This window comes from Micromonospora sp. GCM10011542 (genome assembly GCF_042650685.1).
Taxonomy (GTDB): domain Bacteria; phylum Actinomycetota; class Actinomycetes; order Mycobacteriales; family Micromonosporaceae; genus Micromonospora.
In genome coordinates this window covers 37,662-51,462 of the sequence record NZ_JBHSBO010000050.1, presented here as the reverse complement: position 1 = coordinate 51,462, position 13,801 = coordinate 37,662, and the positions used below count along the sequence as shown (strand labels likewise).

General features: G+C 69.7%; 12 protein-coding genes and 1 pseudogene. 6 read left to right on the top strand and 7 right to left on the bottom strand.

The window, feature by feature from the left end:
• Positions 1 to 108: 108 nt before the first annotated feature.
• Positions 109 to 396 carry a hypothetical protein gene (locus tag ACFOW4_RS18585; protein WP_377529354.1) on the bottom strand — a complete coding sequence of 96 codons (288 nt, stop codon included), beginning with the start codon at positions 394 to 396 and terminating at the stop codon, positions 109 to 111.
• Between the two features lie 11 nt (positions 397 to 407).
• Positions 408 to 683 carry a hypothetical protein gene (locus ACFOW4_RS18580; protein WP_377529353.1) on the bottom strand — a complete coding sequence of 92 codons (276 nt, stop codon included), beginning with the start codon at positions 681 to 683 and terminating at the stop codon, positions 408 to 410.
• A 141-nt stretch (positions 684 to 824) separates the two neighbouring features.
• Between ACFOW4_RS18580 and ACFOW4_RS18575 the strand changes: the two genes are divergently transcribed.
• From ACFOW4_RS18575 to ACFOW4_RS18565, 3 genes are all read left to right on the top strand, one after another.
• The gene (locus tag ACFOW4_RS18575) at positions 825 to 1,244 is read left to right on the top strand and encodes a DUF6817 domain-containing protein (RefSeq protein ID WP_377529351.1); all 420 of its coding nucleotides are present in this window, start codon (positions 825 to 827) and stop codon (positions 1,242 to 1,244) included.
• Entirely contained in the window at positions 1,219 to 1,572 is a 354-nt protein-coding gene (locus ACFOW4_RS18570; protein WP_377529349.1) for an adenylyltransferase/cytidyltransferase family protein, read from the top strand. Before ACFOW4_RS18575 ends, ACFOW4_RS18570 begins: the two co-directional genes overlap by 26 nt.
• 178 nt (positions 1,573 to 1,750) lie before the next feature.
• Entirely contained in the window at positions 1,751 to 2,320 is a 570-nt protein-coding gene (locus ACFOW4_RS18565) for a hypothetical protein (protein ID WP_377529347.1), read from the top strand.
• Between the two features lie 33 nt (positions 2,321 to 2,353).
• On the opposite strand, the pseudogene ACFOW4_RS18560 reads toward ACFOW4_RS18565, so the two are convergent.
• A pseudogene (locus ACFOW4_RS18560) lies at positions 2,354 to 2,946 on the bottom strand (DinB family protein).
• A 154-nt stretch (positions 2,947 to 3,100) separates the two neighbouring features.
• Between ACFOW4_RS18560 and ACFOW4_RS18555 the strand changes: the two are divergent.
• Positions 3,101 to 3,640 carry a GNAT family N-acetyltransferase gene (locus ACFOW4_RS18555; RefSeq protein WP_377529345.1) on the top strand — a complete coding sequence of 180 codons (540 nt, stop codon included), beginning with the start codon at positions 3,101 to 3,103 and terminating at the stop codon, positions 3,638 to 3,640.
• 60 nt (positions 3,641 to 3,700) lie between these two features.
• Here the strand turns inward: ACFOW4_RS18555 and ACFOW4_RS18550 are convergent, their stop codons facing one another.
• The 3 genes from ACFOW4_RS18550 to ACFOW4_RS18540 all read right to left on the bottom strand — a co-directional run bounded on the left by ACFOW4_RS18550 (position 3,701) and on the right by ACFOW4_RS18540 (position 6,254).
• Entirely contained in the window at positions 3,701 to 4,555 is an 855-nt protein-coding gene (locus tag ACFOW4_RS18550; protein ID WP_377529342.1) for a sulfotransferase family protein, read from the bottom strand.
• A 162-nt stretch (positions 4,556 to 4,717) separates the two neighbouring features.
• Entirely contained in the window at positions 4,718 to 5,536 is an 819-nt protein-coding gene (locus ACFOW4_RS18545; RefSeq protein ID WP_377529341.1) for a hypothetical protein, read from the bottom strand.
• Positions 5,505 to 6,254 (bottom strand): YdcF family protein, encoded by a 750-nt coding sequence (locus ACFOW4_RS18540; protein WP_377529340.1) that lies wholly within the window; start codon positions 6,252 to 6,254, stop codon positions 5,505 to 5,507. Before ACFOW4_RS18540 ends, ACFOW4_RS18545 begins: the two co-directional genes overlap by 32 nt.
• A gap of 269 nt (positions 6,255 to 6,523) precedes the next feature.
• Here ACFOW4_RS18540 and ACFOW4_RS18535 point away from each other — a divergent pair, with 269 nt between their 5' ends.
• Together ACFOW4_RS18535 and ACFOW4_RS18530 are read left to right on the top strand one after the other, a co-directional pair.
• Positions 6,524 to 7,072, top strand: a complete 549-nt coding sequence (locus tag ACFOW4_RS18535; RefSeq protein WP_377529338.1) for a hypothetical protein — start codon at positions 6,524 to 6,526, stop codon at positions 7,070 to 7,072.
• Positions 7,073 to 7,191: 119 nt separating this feature from the next.
• Positions 7,192 to 10,653, top strand: a complete 3,462-nt coding sequence (locus tag ACFOW4_RS18530; RefSeq protein WP_377529337.1) for a ThuA domain-containing protein — start codon at positions 7,192 to 7,194, stop codon at positions 10,651 to 10,653.
• 57 nt (positions 10,654 to 10,710) lie between these two features.
• Here ACFOW4_RS18530 and ACFOW4_RS18525 read toward each other — a convergent pair whose 3' ends face one another.
• The gene (locus ACFOW4_RS18525; RefSeq protein WP_377529334.1) at positions 10,711 to 13,770 is read right to left on the bottom strand and encodes a S8 family serine peptidase; all 3,060 of its coding nucleotides are present in this window, start codon (positions 13,768 to 13,770) and stop codon (positions 10,711 to 10,713) included.
• Positions 13,771 to 13,801 lie beyond the last annotated feature (31 nt).

The following is a 13,801-nucleotide window of genomic DNA, read 5'->3' as shown; positions in this document are numbered from 1 at the left end:
GGCTCCACTCGTCGACGCCCGGCGACGGGTGCGGCAATGCGTCCGGCAGCTGACCGGACGCATTGCCATCGACGGGGCCGTCCCGAGCCGGTGGCGATCAGGCCCGGATCAGAAGGGGGGTGCGTCCTCGCCCATCAGCGCCAACACGACGCCTCCCTTCCCGCTCTTGACGCCCTGGACCACGACCTTGCCGGTGCTGCCGTCGGGCAGCTCCAACGTGAAGGTCTTCCCGACCGCGTTCTTGGGGCCATTGCCGGCGCTGTTCGCGGGTCGGAAGTCGCCAGCCCACGGTGGGGTCCCACCCTTGCGGGCGGGCTCGGCGAAGAGCGCTGCGGTGCCGGGGGTCCTGGTGCCGTCGGAGGAGAGGAGCACTGAGGCGCTGCGATAGGTAGCCATATGCGGCAAGGCTATCCCGGTCCTGCGTCGCGTGCTTCGGCCACGTACTTGATGTGGGCTGCCCGCTGCCTGAGCAGCCGTCGCAGATAGGGCGCGACCAGCACCCGGACCGCCACCGCTCCCAACGGCCCCCAGGGTGCGCTGATCGTCAAGCGGTCGATCATCCGCGTCGCACCGCCATCGAGATCCTGGAAGTGGTGCTCGTGACGGAGGGCGCTGAAGGGACCCCGTGTCTGCTCGTCAACGAAGCGATACGGGCGCTCATAAACGGTGACACGGCTGGTCATGCACCACCGCAGACCGAGATGGCGAGCGCGGAAGGTGACCTCGTCCCCGAGCCTGAGTCGGCGTAGGCCGGTGCTGGTTGTGGCCGTCTCCCGGCTGCCGGCCTGTACGCCCACCTCTGTCGAGTCAGCGAACGACTCGCCGTGCTCGGCTGCGGCGGTGACGTGCAGGCCGCGGGCCTTACCCACGCCGTCTACGGCACCGACGGGTTCGATCTCGCCCTGCTTGATCGGGCCGATCGTGGAGTGCTGCGGGATCTCGTTGGCGCCGACGCCGAGGAGCTCGTCTATCTGTATGGCGCCTGCGACCGTGGACGCAGCTGGCGGGAGCTGGCACACACCGGCCAGGTGTTCGACCGCTTCGTAGGTCAGGTGAGAACGCCGAACGCGGCTCAACTCCGGTCGCTCACGGACCTGAGCATCGTCAACGAACTGGACGTCATCGAGCACGATCCCGCCTTGGCGGACCGGCACGGCGCCTACTTCCGGGAGCTGATCGCCTCTTGGGCCCCACTGGCCTCCGAGCAGGTCATCCGCGATGCGCAGCGAGTCTTGCGGCCGTGACACCCGAACCATCGGCAGGGCCACGTTCGACAGCACGCAACCCCGGTCGCGTACACGTGCGAGCCGTCTCCCCGGCAGCTTCGATCCCTTCACTCCGGGGCATCTGAATGTGGTGGACCGGGCACGCGGCCTGTTCGACGAAGTGGTCGTGCTCGTCGCGGTCAACAGCAGCAAGCATCCGGGCGCCGACGAAGAGCAGCGGGCGGTTGCTGTTCGGGCCATCCTGCCGGTCGGGTGGGCCTCCGTCACCGTCGCGGCCTGGAGCGGGTTGACCTCCACCTACTGCCGTCGCCATGACGTCGGAGGTGATCGTCCGCGGCGTGCGTAACACCACCGACCTTCGCGGCGAGTACCAGCTCACGGGATGAACGAGTCGCTGGGTGTCCCCACGGTATTCCTGCCCGCGCAGCCCGAACTGGCCGCGGTGCCGTCGACCGCGGTACGCACGCTGGGACTGACGGGTCGCGGGGTTTCGCCGGCTGCCGCTTCCGGGTAGCGGATGGCTCATGAACCGCAATCTCGCAAGGGCTCTGCAGGTTGCGTGGGGGCTGCCGGAGTTCCGCAGCGGTCTGCGGCACCTCATCGATCTCGACGAGGTGTCGGTGCTGTTGGCCACCCTGGCCGTCGCCGATCACGACCGCGAGGTGGAGAGCAGCCTGCTGAGACTGCTGCGGTCCGGCCTGGACACGATCGAGATCCGGGAAGCGGTGTTGCTGCTGCTGGAGCAGGACCAGGTGCGCCGGCCGCTGGTCGCGGTGGCGGTGGAGCCGCTTGCGGACCGGCCGGGCCAGGCTGCCGCCATCGCCTCGGCGGCCGAGGATCCCGCGGTACGGCGTGAGATACGCGCGGTGCTGGACAGCGCCAAGGTGCGCGAGCTGATCTGGCAGGCGATCGACGACCAGGTGAGCGACAACCGGTTCGGCCTGATCCGCCGGGCGGCGGTGCTGTTCGTGCGGCACCCGAGCGTCCGGCGCCTGGCGTGGGCCGCGCGCCGGCACGGAGTGTTGCGCGAACTACGGCGCAAGCCGGGCCCTGCGTCTGTCGACTCGGCAGGTGGCGGAGAAGCGCCAGCGTAGACCGCGCTCCGGTTGGATGGCCCAGGTCCATGGTCAGGTCTGGGCCGGCGTGCGGAACCCGCGCGCGGTGGATCCCAGCCTCTCCCGGTAGGCGGCCCACCACGCCTCGTCGCCCTCGACCACGTTGTCGCCGGGCCGCCGCCAACCGACCTGACCGTCGAGCAGTTCGCGCAGGATGTCGGCGTGCCCGGCGTGCCGGTTCACCTCGGCGAGCACGTGCACGAGGATGAGGTGCAGGGTCACCGGTTCGTGGCCCCACCAGCGCACCGAGCCGGGCGCGTCGATCGGGAGCGCCTCGATCGTCGCGTCCGCGTGTGCCCAGACCCGGTGCCACAGCCCGATCACGTCGTCGCGGGACTCGTCGGCCGCGGCCCACATGTCCGCGTTCGGCTCGTCGTCCTCGTCCAGGCCTGCGACCGGCTCGGGGAAGGGCCGGTCGAACACCTCGCCGAATACCCGGCGGTCACCGAGGACACGTGCTTGATGAGCCCGAGCAGGTTCGTACCGGTCGGCACGAGCGGACGCCGCACGTCGTACTCCGACAGCCCGTCGAGTTTCCCGAGCAGCGCCTCACGCGCCTCCCGCAGGTACCGATGGAGTTTCGCTCTGGCGTCGAGGTCGCTCATGCCGCCCAGGATCTCACCGCCCACACCGACCGCGATGCCCCGTACGGCAGCATTCGAAGGAACGGCACGCGAGGTCTGGCACGTACACCGCGCAGGGCGCGTACCTCGGTTTAATCCGGTCGTGGAGCTCCATACCGGCTGTTAGCGTCGCGGCATGTTCGCCACCGACCGGGTACGGTTGCGCCCGCCCACGCCCGACGACGCGCCGGACCTGTTCCGTCTCAACGGTGATCCCGAGCTGCACCTGATCACCGACGGTGAGCCGTTCCTGCCGCGTCACGTCGGCCAGGTCCGGGCCCGGCTGGAGAGGCAGGTCACCGAGCCGCCCGACGGGCAGACTTCGGTGTTGCTGCTGGCCGAGACCGTGGCCGACGGCACTTTCCTCGGTCGCGGCACGCTGTGGGGGATCAACGCGTTCAATCAGTTCGGCCACCTCGGCATCGCGCTGCTGCCCGAGGCACGCGGCCAGGGGTACGGGACCGAGGTGATCCGGCTGCTCTGCCGGTACGGCTTCCGTAACCGCAACCTCCGGCGCCTGGAACTGGAGACGCTGGCCAGCAACACGGCCATGCGTCGGACCGCGGAGACGTGCGGCTTCGTCCACGAAGGCACCCAGCGGGAGCGCGAGTACGACGGCAACGGCTTCGTCGACATGGTGATCTACGGTCTGCTCCGGCGTGACTGGACGCCATAGCCGGCCGGCGCGGCGGCACCCGGTCATCGTCGGGCGGCTCGGGCGTTCGGGGCACAGCCGTCACTCATATCCCATACCCGGGATGACCTCGGCGAGTGCTTCTTCGATGACCTCGCGGGTGTCGTCGTCGAACTGGTCGTTGTGGTTCGTCAGCTTGTGTGACTGAAACGTCGAACGGGTGGCGACGTCGTCGACGCCGAGCCGTTCGAACAGGGCGCGGCGCTGTCCGGACCAGTCGGCTGCGAGGTCTTCTGCTTTCACCTCGATGTACCGCCTGCCCGTCAGGTCGACGGTGTTCTTCCAGGTGAGCCATCGGTGGTAGACCGGCTTGAGGTAGGCGAGCGCGCCCTCGACGGTGGACGGCGCCCACGGCTGGGCGAGGTGGGAGGCGAGCACGGCGACCGGGTGCCGCTTGATGTGCACGATGGTCGCTTCGGGGACCAGTTCCCAGAGGAACTCCATGCACAGCAGGTTGAACGGTGTCTTCTCGCACCAGGTCGGCTTGCCCGCGTCGGCTGCTGCTCCGCCGAACATGGTGTCGATCAGCCCCCGCAGGATTCGGAGCAGTTCACCCCGGTCGCTGAAATACCGGGGAAGCACCCGCCGGCGGCTCAGCGGCTCGAACGGCCCGGCAGGCCGGTCGGCGTTCCCGAAGCCTTCCGCGGGCGCAGGTTCGTCGTACGTGTAGGCGATCAGCTGCGGCCAGAGCCGTTGCACCGCGTCCCGGTAGCGCCGCTCGCCGACCAGTTCGGGAACGGTCTTTCCGCGGTCGTCGCGCCGGCCGGGCACTCGTACGGTGAGGAAGTCGCTCAGCCGGTGCAGGGCGTCCTCACCGACTGTGGGGTCGTATCGACAGGTGAGCGCGTCGGCCAGGTCCCGCAGGCCACCCGGGTCGATGAGGAACCTGGTCTCCATGGGAATCCGATGGATCAGCGGGTGTTCGCCGATGATGTCGGCGATCCGTGACGTTCCCGAACGACCCGTGCCCGCCACGAAGATGGGTGCGGGGGAAGGCATGGCGAGCAGTCAAACTGCGGCCCGGCGCCGGTGCAAGCCAGTTATCCCCTTCCCCGCCGATCAGCGCTGCAGGTGCGTGCAGTGGGCCACCGTGGCGTCGTCCGGGACCCGAGCATCGGGGTCGCCGACCGCCTGGTCTTCGGCCTGCCGGACGCGGCGGATCACACCGGACGGGCCGTGGGCGGCGAGCAGTTCCAGTACGCCGGGCCAGTCGGTCAGGCCGTACGGGTCAACGATGCGGCTGGCGCCGTTGCTGAGCAGCGCGACGCCGGTCAGGTCGGCAAGGGGCAGGCTGCCACTCACCGCCTCCTCCGCGGCGCGTGGGTCGTCCTTGGCGATCCAGTAGCCGCCCGGCTGGTTGCGGCGGGCGCGCATCGCCGTGACGCAGGAGTCGCGGACCCGGTCGTACTGCGGCGTACCCCGAGGAACGCCGTCCAGGGGCGCCGAGCAGGCGCGCCTGGCGATCACCTCGCGGTCGTCGGTGACCACCTGCGGGCCGGCGGGGCCTCGGTCGAGGACGAGGAACGTGTCGGCGAGGAGGAGATAGTCCAGGGCGCCCCGGTGAGCGCGGACCATCAGGACGGTGGCCTGCGGGCTGCTGGGGTCCGCGATGTCGCAGGTGTCGCTGTGCTCGGTGGCTGTCTCGAGGATGGCGCGGGCGAGGATGGCCCTCAGGTCTCCTACGTCGTCTCGTGACAGTCTGCCGAGCAGCGTTCTGCCGAGGCGGTGTGTGTACCAGGCGACACCGTGGGAGCACAGCGAGTCGGCTCCGGGGATGCCGGCACCGTCCAGCAGGACGACAGCGTCGGGAACAGCACCGACGAAGTCCTCGTTGGGCCGGCCGGCCCTACCGGCGTTCGTTGCCAGGCTGACGTGCACTCGTGGGCTCCTCAGACGTCGAGGGCAGGGACGACGGCGACGCGAGGAGCGCCCCGTGCCGGCTCCACAGCCAACCGAGGTACTGCCGGAGTTCCTCGTCGCTGGCAACCCATCCCCTGCTCCGGTAGGCGAGGATGCGTCGCACCTCCCCTCCGACGAGGTCGTAGGCCGTTGCGCCGGTCTCGGGAACGGGCGTGTCCGGGCTGACGGCCACCGGCACCGGGATGATGGGCAGCCGGACTTCGAGCGTGCTGGCCGCCTTGAGGACCGTGAGGTAGGCACGCGGCAGGTGATACGACGACACGGTCAGTGCGATGCTGGCGATGCCCAGGGCGCGGACCTGCTGGGCGATCCAGGCGGCCTGCAGGCCGGTGTTGGGGGCCGGCGCGGTCTGCAGCACCACCCCGTCGATCCGGCGAAGGCCGAGACCACGCAGGTAGCCGAGGGTGATCTCGTTGTAGGTCTCCTCGGTCGGGTTGCCGTTCGCCACCAGGAGGTGGCGTAGGCCGGGGTTGACCTCCCAGGCGCGGATGCCCTGGGTGAGCCGCCACTCCTCGCCCTGACCGGTGGCAACGGCGATCGCGTCGACGTGCTCGGCGGCCGACCGGGGCAGCGCGAGGATCACCGTGACCGCCGTCAGCACGTCCAGAATCTGGCCGGTGGTGAATTCGCCAAAGTCCGCCTCTCCCACGATTCGGGGAAACGTCGCGTCGCGCATCCCCAGATTTTGACGTACGTCGGGCTGTGGGATGGCGATCCGGACAGGGTGACGGGTCGCCATCGAGCGGGAGGCGCTCCCTTCGCAGGGGGAGGTGGCCCGGCGCGCTCCTTCCTAGCGTGAGTGGCATGAGCAGAGATGACGGCCGGGAAGATGTCGCGCTGCCACCCGCCGCCTCGGCTGGAACGGCGCGAACCTCGTGTGCTCATGCCCCGTACGCGATTGCCGATCCACCCCGGTGGGCACGATTCGCCGGCGCGGTGGGCTGGATGGCGCCCATCCTCGGCTTCGTGCCCCTGCACCTGCCGTGGATATTCGGGATCCCCTTCCTCGCCAACGCCGAGAGCTTCGACGCCTGGTACCACGGCCGCAGCAACGGCACGGAAAGCCTTCCGGACGGTCTCCTGGGCATGCCTGCCGGGGCGTTCTATCTCACCGTGCTGGTGCTGCTCGCCATCCTCGGCAGTGTGCTCTCGCTTGGCCTCGTCCGTCCATGGGGGTTGGTCTATCCGCTGTGGATACCGGTGCTCGGTGGACGTCGCGTCCCGGCATGGTTCCCGCTGACGCCGACCGTCCTCGGCTCCGCGCTGATGGTCGGCTACGCACTCACCCTTCCGATCCAGATTCCCCGAGCCATCGCCAGCGCGAGCACCGATGACCCGTTCACCATCACCGGTGCGCTGATCGGCCTGCCCGTGTTTCTGGCGTGGACGATCGCGCTCCCGACCGCCGGCTGGTCGTACTTCCGGCGTACCCGCTCCCGCTGCGCCGGCACCGAACAGAAGGACGGGACAGGTGATGCGATCGTCGGGCCATGACTTTGCGGTCAGGAAAACGCTTACCTCCGGGCTATTGACGCCAATCACTGGCTGTCAGTACCGTGATGCGGGCAGCGAGAAAGCGCTTTCCAGCCCCCGCCGTCCGACAGGGAGCACCCATGCCCCGACACCTGCGCGCGTTCTGCCTCGCCCTGCTCACCGTCGCCACCGTCCTGGCCACCACCGCCCTGCCCGCCCAGGCCGCGCCCCGGTTCCGGGTGCTGGTCTTCTCCAAGGTCACGAACTTCTACCACGACTCGATCCCGGCCGGCGTGACCGCGATCCAGCAGCTCGGCGCCGCCAACAACTTCGAGGTGGTCGCCACCACCGACGCGGGCGCGTTCACCGACGCCAACCTCGCCGGCTTCGACGCCCTGGTGTTCAACAACACCAACTCGCTGCCCACCTCCGGCGACCTGCTCAACGCCAGCCAGCGGGCGGCGTTGCAGACGTTCATCCGCAACGGCGGCGGGTGGGCCGGCATCCACGCCGCCTCGGCCGGCGAACGCGACTGGCCTTGGTACGAGGGCCTGGTCGGCACCATCTTCGACTTCCACCCCGACTTCTCCGCCACCGGCGGCACCTACCCCGGCCGGGTCAAGGTGCTGGACCGCGCGCACCCGTCCACCCGCAACCTGCCGGAGCTCTGGGAGCGCAGCGAGGAGTGGTACAACTGGAAGACCAACCCGACCGGCAACGTGCACACCCTCGCGCAGATCAAGGTGCGCGACGGCCTCAACGGGCTGGACGAGGGCGTCGACCACGCGTACTCCTGGTGTCAGCGCTACGACGGCGGCCGGTCCTGGTTCACCGCCGGTGGGCACGCCAGCTCCTCGTTCAGTGAGCCAGCCTTCCTGGAGCACCTGCGCTACGGCATCGAGTGGGCCGCCGGCGCGGTGGCCGGGGACTGCTCGGCCACGAAGACCGGCAACTTCGAGCGGGTCGGGCTGGTCACCGAGAACCTCGCCGACCCGTTCGAGCTGGCCGTCGCCCCCGACCGCCGGGTCTACTACATCCAGCGCACCGGCGCCCTCAAGGTGGTCAACCAGGACACCCTCCAGGTGACGACGCTGCTGGACTTCGCGTACACCTCGGCGATGACCGACCAGTCCGACGGGCTGCTCGGCATGACGCTGGACCGCGACTTCGCCAGCAACGGCTGGATCTACCTGCTCTGGTCGGACAAGACCCTGAAACAGCTCAACCTGTCCCGGTTCACGGTGGCCAACAACAGCGTCGCGCTGTCGTCGGAGAAGCGGCTGCTGGCCATCCCCACCTTCCGCGGTGAGGGCCGGGCCAACTCGCACATGGGCGGCTCGCTGACCATGGACTCCGCCGGCCGGCTCTACGCCGCGATCGGCGACAACACCGACCCGTTCGCCTCCAGTGGCTACACGCCCATCGACGAACGCGCCGGCCGGGCCGCCTGGGACGCCCAGGGCACCGCCGGCAACACCAACGACCTGCGCGGCAAGGTCCTGCGGATCACGCCGCAGGCCGACGGTACGCACACCATCCCCACCGGCAACCTCTTCCCGGTCGGCACCGCGAAGACCCGCCCGGAGATCTACGCGATGGGCATGCGCAACCCGTTCCGGATCACCGTCGACCCGCTGACGAACGCGCTGCTGGTCGGCGACTACGGCCCCGACGCGCGGGCGGCCGACGCCAACCGCGGCCCGGAGGGGACCGTCGAGTTCAACCGGATCACGGCGGCCGGCAACTACGGCTGGCCGTACTGCGTGGGGAACAACATCCCGTTCAACGACTACAACTTCGCCAACAGCACCTCCGGGCCGAAGTTCAACTGCGCGGCGCCGGTGAACAACTCCCCCAACAACACGGGCCTGACCACCCTGCCGGCAGCGAAGTCGGCGCTGGTCTGGTACGCGTACTCCGCCTCCAGCCAGTTCCCGGAGGTGGGCACCGGCGGCGGCGGGCCGATGAGCGGCCCGGTCTACGACTACAACGCGGCCAACACCCGCACCACCAAGTTCCCCGAGTACTTCGAGGGAAAGTGGATCACCTACGAGTTCACCCGCAAGTGGTTCAAGACCCTCTCGATCCACAAGACCGCGCAGACCTTCAGCAACGCCCGCTTCGGCCCCACCGCCGTGGGCGACCTCCAGTCGATCAACGGCATCTTCGGCAACATGACCTGGATCCAGCCCTTCGAGGCGGAGTTCGGCCCGGACGGGTCGCTCTACGTCATCGACTTCGGCGAGGGCACCGGCAGCGGTCGCGGCGGCAGCAACGCCGGCGCCGGCATCTACCGCATCGACTACGTGGCCAACGGCCGGCCGCCGACCGCGAAGATCGGCAGCAACCCCGACAGTGGACGCGCGCCGCTGACGGTGGCGTTCTCCTCGGCCGGATCGACCGCCGGTGACGGCACCGCGCTCAGCTACGCCTGGGACTTCACCAACGACGGCACCACCGACTCCACGTCGGCGAACCCGAGCCACACCTACTCGGCGGCCGGGAAGTTCACCGCCCGGCTGACCGTCCGCAACACCGGCAACGGCCTGACCGCCAGCGCGGTCACCGACGTGGTGGTCGGCAACACCCGGCCCACGGTGACCATCAACGTGCCGGACGGCGGCTTCTTCGACTTCGGCGACAAGATCCCGTACACGGTGACGGTCACCGACCCGGAGGACGCCAGCATCGACTGCTCGAAGGTGACAGTGCAGACCCAGCTCGGCCACGACTCGCACGCCCACCCGCTGGACGTCTACACCGGCTGCTCCGGCGTGCTGGCCACCGAGGCGGACGCCGGTGACGGGCACGGGCCCGGGCAGAACCTCTACACGGTGGTCACCGCCCAGTACACCGACGGCGGCGCGGCCGGCGGCGTACCGGCGCTGACCGGCTCGACCCGGGCGCAGTTGCAGCCCAAGAGCAAGGAGGCCGAACACCTCACCGCCCAGTCCGGCCTCGCGGTGCTCGACCGGCCGACCGCCCGCGCCGGCAAACGGCTCGGCGACGTCGACCACAACGAGTGGGCGGCGCACGGGCCGGTGGACCTGCGCAACATCGGCTCGGTGACGCTCGGGGTGACCAACGGCGGGCTCGGCGGCGACATCGAGCTGCGGGCCGGCTCACCCACCGGCACCCTGCTCGGCAAGGTGACCATCGGGTCCACCGGCGGCTACGACAACCTGGTCTCGCCCACCGTCGCGCTGACAAACAAGCCCGCCGGCACCACCACCCTGTACGTGAAGTTCGTCAACCCCGCCCAGGTCGGAGGCACCCCGGACCTGCTCTCGCTGGACTGGTTGCGGTTCAACGGAGCCGGGATCAAGCAGGAGCCCGGCGGGACACTGTCGCTCGCGGCCAGCCCGGCCACCGGCACCGCGCCGCTGGCCACCACCCTCACCGCCACCGCGACCGCCGCGACCGGGCAGAGCATCACCGACTACGCCTGGGACTTCGGGGACAACAGCGCGGTGACGCACGGAGCGACGCTGAAGTCGACCGGCCACAGCTACACCCGCAAGGGGACCTACACCGCCCGGGTGACGGTCACCTACACCAGCGGAGAGACCCGCTCGGCCAACCTGACCATCACCGTCAACTGACCAGAGGCCCGACGGGTGAGGCGGTGCCCATCGGCACCGCCCCACCGCCAATGCTGCTTACTGCCAGGAGCTCTGCTGCGTGTAGACGAGGTTGCCGGGGATGACCGTGCCGTTCGTGCTCAACTCGGTGTAGGCCCAGAAGTCGCCCTCGGGCAGCGGCCTGTTCGGTTTCAGCGTGAATCCCTGCGTCGCACCGCGCTCTGCCGTGGAGGGAAGCGTCAGCGCGGCGCCGGAATAGTTGCCGTTTCGACCGATGATGGCGTGGCCCAGTTGGAAGTCGACGACCGGGCCGCCAGGCACCTGTGCGAACACGTACGCGGTGTAGCGCCCCGGCTCGGGCAGGAACTTGTATGCCTGCTCCGCGCTGGTCCAGAACCTGTCACTGCTGTAGATCAGGGTGTCGCCCTTGTACAGGTAGAGGTCGAGGTTCGTGTTCGGGTCGTCGGTGTTGGCTTCGACAATGATGCCGGCGGTGTTCGCTGGCACGGTGAAGTCGAACTTCTTCACCCCGGTGGCGCCCGGGTCGAACACGCCGCCATAGACGCCAGCCGGCATCGAGTACGACTTCCGCTGCATCGGCGTGTAACCGGTGCTGCGACCGGCAAGTGGTCCGGTGAAGCCAGGCTGGATCGAGCCGGACGCGCCGTTGGTCATCCGGCCGAATTCCTCCCCGTCGTCACCGTACGGTCGGGGCGTGATTCCCCACGGGCGGGCGGCGACCGGGATCCGGGCGCTGTGCACCTTGCCGCGCCAGCCGATCGACCCGGTCACGTACCGGTCCCACGGCGCGCTGCCCCGGCGCAGGGTGATGGTCACCGTCGCGGACCGGCCAGGCTCCAGCGTCACCGATGCCGGCGTCACGGTGACCTGCATACCGTTCAGGCCGGACACCGACGATCGGTAGGTCTCCCGCGCCTTGCCCACGTTGTTCAGGGTGCGGGTGAGGGTCACCGGACGGGTCCCGTCGTACTCGCGCAACGAGATGGCCGGCAGGTTGAGGGCCTTGCCGTCGGGTTGGGCCGTCTCGCTGAACTCGATCAGGTCTGCCGCGGTCGGCTCGATGACCAGTCCCGGGTCGGTGGCCCCGTTCAGGTTGATGAAACCGCTGCCCTGATCCAGGGCACTGTCGGTGCCGACCGTGTCGGTGGCGGTGGTCCGCAGCGCCGAGGCGACCGCGCCGGGTGACCAGTTCGGGTGTGCGGCACGCAGGACCGCCGCCGCTCCAGCCACGTACGGCGAGGCCATCGAGGTGCCCGAGTACGCGTCGTACTGTCGCCCGAAGTTGCCCGGCGGTGCGACCGCGGCGATGATGTCCGCACCCGGCGCGACCAGGTCCGGCTTGAGGATGCCGGTAGCCACCTTGTCCGGTCCGGTGGAGGAGAAGTCCGCGACGCTGGGTACGCCCGGCACGCTGGACCCGTCGCCGCCGATGCGCAGAGACACCATCGCGTCGGTGGGGTGGCGCATCAGATAGTTGAACAACGTGCCGGCCTGCTTCTCGGTCGGCAGGTAGACCACCGGGAAGTTGTAGATCGAGTTGACCCGGTAGTTGCCGGCAGGTTCGAACAACACCATCGCCGCCCCGCCCTTGGCCTTGACCTCGGCGGCAGAACCGAACGTGTCGGACAGCGCGCAGGCGACCACCTTGCCCTTGATCTTGGCAGGGTCCAGGCTCCCCGGTTCGCAGTACACCGCGCCCAGATCCGGCGATCCGGCCTGCTCGCCGAAGACCATCTGACGCGCGTCGCCACCGGGCAGATCGTCCAGCGAGCCGCCGACGAGCGTCATGCCGTCGCCCAGCCTGACGGTGGCCTCGTTGAGGTTCGTCACCGCCGCGCCGACCGTGGTCACCCAGGGCGCCGCGTTGCTGATCGCCCCGCTCACGATTCCGGTGTTTCCCGCCGACGCGGCCACGAAGACTCCCGCCAGCGTGGCGTTGAGGAAGGCGATGCCGATGGGGGTGTTGGCTTCCCAGTCGCCGAGATCGCTGCCGATCGAGAAGTTCAGAACCTGCACGCCGTCGGCGACGGCCGCGTCGATGCCGGCGATGATGTCGGCGTCGTAGCCCATGCCGGCCCAGAGCACCTTGTAGACGGCGACCTGGGCGTCCGGCGCCACCCCGGAGATGGGACCGAAGGGGCGACCGTCGATGGTGACGTTCGACATCGGCAGACCGGCCGCCGTGGACGCGGTGTGCGTGCCGTGCCCGTTCATGTCGCGGGCGGACAGGACCTCGCCCTCGGGCAGCGAGCCACCGTAGGCGAGCCACGAGTCGGCGAAGTACCGGGCGCCGACGATCTTGCCGTTGCAGTGCTCGGCCACGAAGGCCACACCGGTCTGACAGGTGCCGTGCCAGCTCGCGGGGGCGGGCATCCGCTTGGCGAACGACGCGCTCTCCGGCCAGATGCCGGTGTCCAGGACGCCGATCACGGTGCCCGCGCCCGTGCCGGGCCCGGGCGTGGCCGGCCTACCGGCGGCGCCCGCCGCCGCCGGCTGCTCTGCCCCGGTAGACGACGCCTGCGGGTCGGTCCGGACCGTCCCGGCGGGTGTGGCGGGGGTCGAAACGGTCGCGACGGGCGACTTCGACGGGGTGCCGAGCGTCCGGGAGGCGGTGACGGCGCGGACGCGCTTGTCCGCCCGCAACTTGGTCGCCTGCTTGGCGGTCAACTGTGCCGAGAACCCGTTGAAGGCGGTCGTGTACACCGCGTTGACCTGGACTCCGGCCGAGGCGGCAACGGCGCTCCGCTGCGCGTCGAGGTGTGCGCGGTAAGCCCGCGACGGTGCCGACGTCACGTCCAGCCGGTCACCCGCCGCCGGACGGGTGGGCGCCAGCCCGGACACGCCGCCGGCATACGTGGTCAGGGGGTCCTCGGCCAGTTCGACGATGTACTGGCCCGAGCCGGTCTCGTCCATCGTGGCTCGTTGGCTGGCCGAGTCCTTGCCGTCCGGTCGGCGATCGGCGCCGTCGGTCAGGGTGACCTTCTTGTCGTCGCCGGTGGCGAAGTATCGGGCGACACTGCCGCCGTTGCCCGATGGCCCAACGGGGGCCGCGGACGCCGATCCCGCGACACCGGTCGTGCCGGTGACCACGGCGATGACCAGCGTGGGTATCGCCAATCTTCGCAGCCTGGTTCCGCTCGTGCTGATA

Bases quoted from the DNA above. Each gene is read 5' to 3' on its own strand.
- ACFOW4_RS18585 (WP_377529354.1), bottom strand. From the start codon at position 396: ATGGCTACCTATCGCAGCGCCTCAGTGCTCCTCTCCTCCGACGGCACC.
- ACFOW4_RS18580 (WP_377529353.1), bottom strand. From the start codon at position 683: ATGACCAGCCGTGTCACCGTTTATGAGCGCCCGTATCGCTTCGTTGAC.
- ACFOW4_RS18570 (WP_377529349.1), top strand. From the start codon at position 1,219: ATGCGCAGCGAGTCTTGCGGCCGTGACACCCGAACCATCGGCAGGGCC.
- ACFOW4_RS18565 (WP_377529347.1), top strand. From the start codon at position 1,751: ATGAACCGCAATCTCGCAAGGGCTCTGCAGGTTGCGTGGGGGCTGCCG.
- ACFOW4_RS18555 (WP_377529345.1), top strand. From the start codon at position 3,101: ATGTTCGCCACCGACCGGGTACGGTTGCGCCCGCCCACGCCCGACGAC.
- ACFOW4_RS18550 (WP_377529342.1), bottom strand. From the start codon at position 4,555: ATGGAGACCAGGTTCCTCATCGACCCGGGTGGCCTGCGGGACCTGGCC.
- ACFOW4_RS18540 (WP_377529340.1), bottom strand. From the start codon at position 6,254: ATGCGCGACGCGACGTTTCCCCGAATCGTGGGAGAGGCGGACTTTGGC.
- ACFOW4_RS18535 (WP_377529338.1), top strand. From the start codon at position 6,524: ATGGCGCCCATCCTCGGCTTCGTGCCCCTGCACCTGCCGTGGATATTC.
- ACFOW4_RS18530 (WP_377529337.1), top strand. From the start codon at position 7,192: ATGCCCCGACACCTGCGCGCGTTCTGCCTCGCCCTGCTCACCGTCGCC.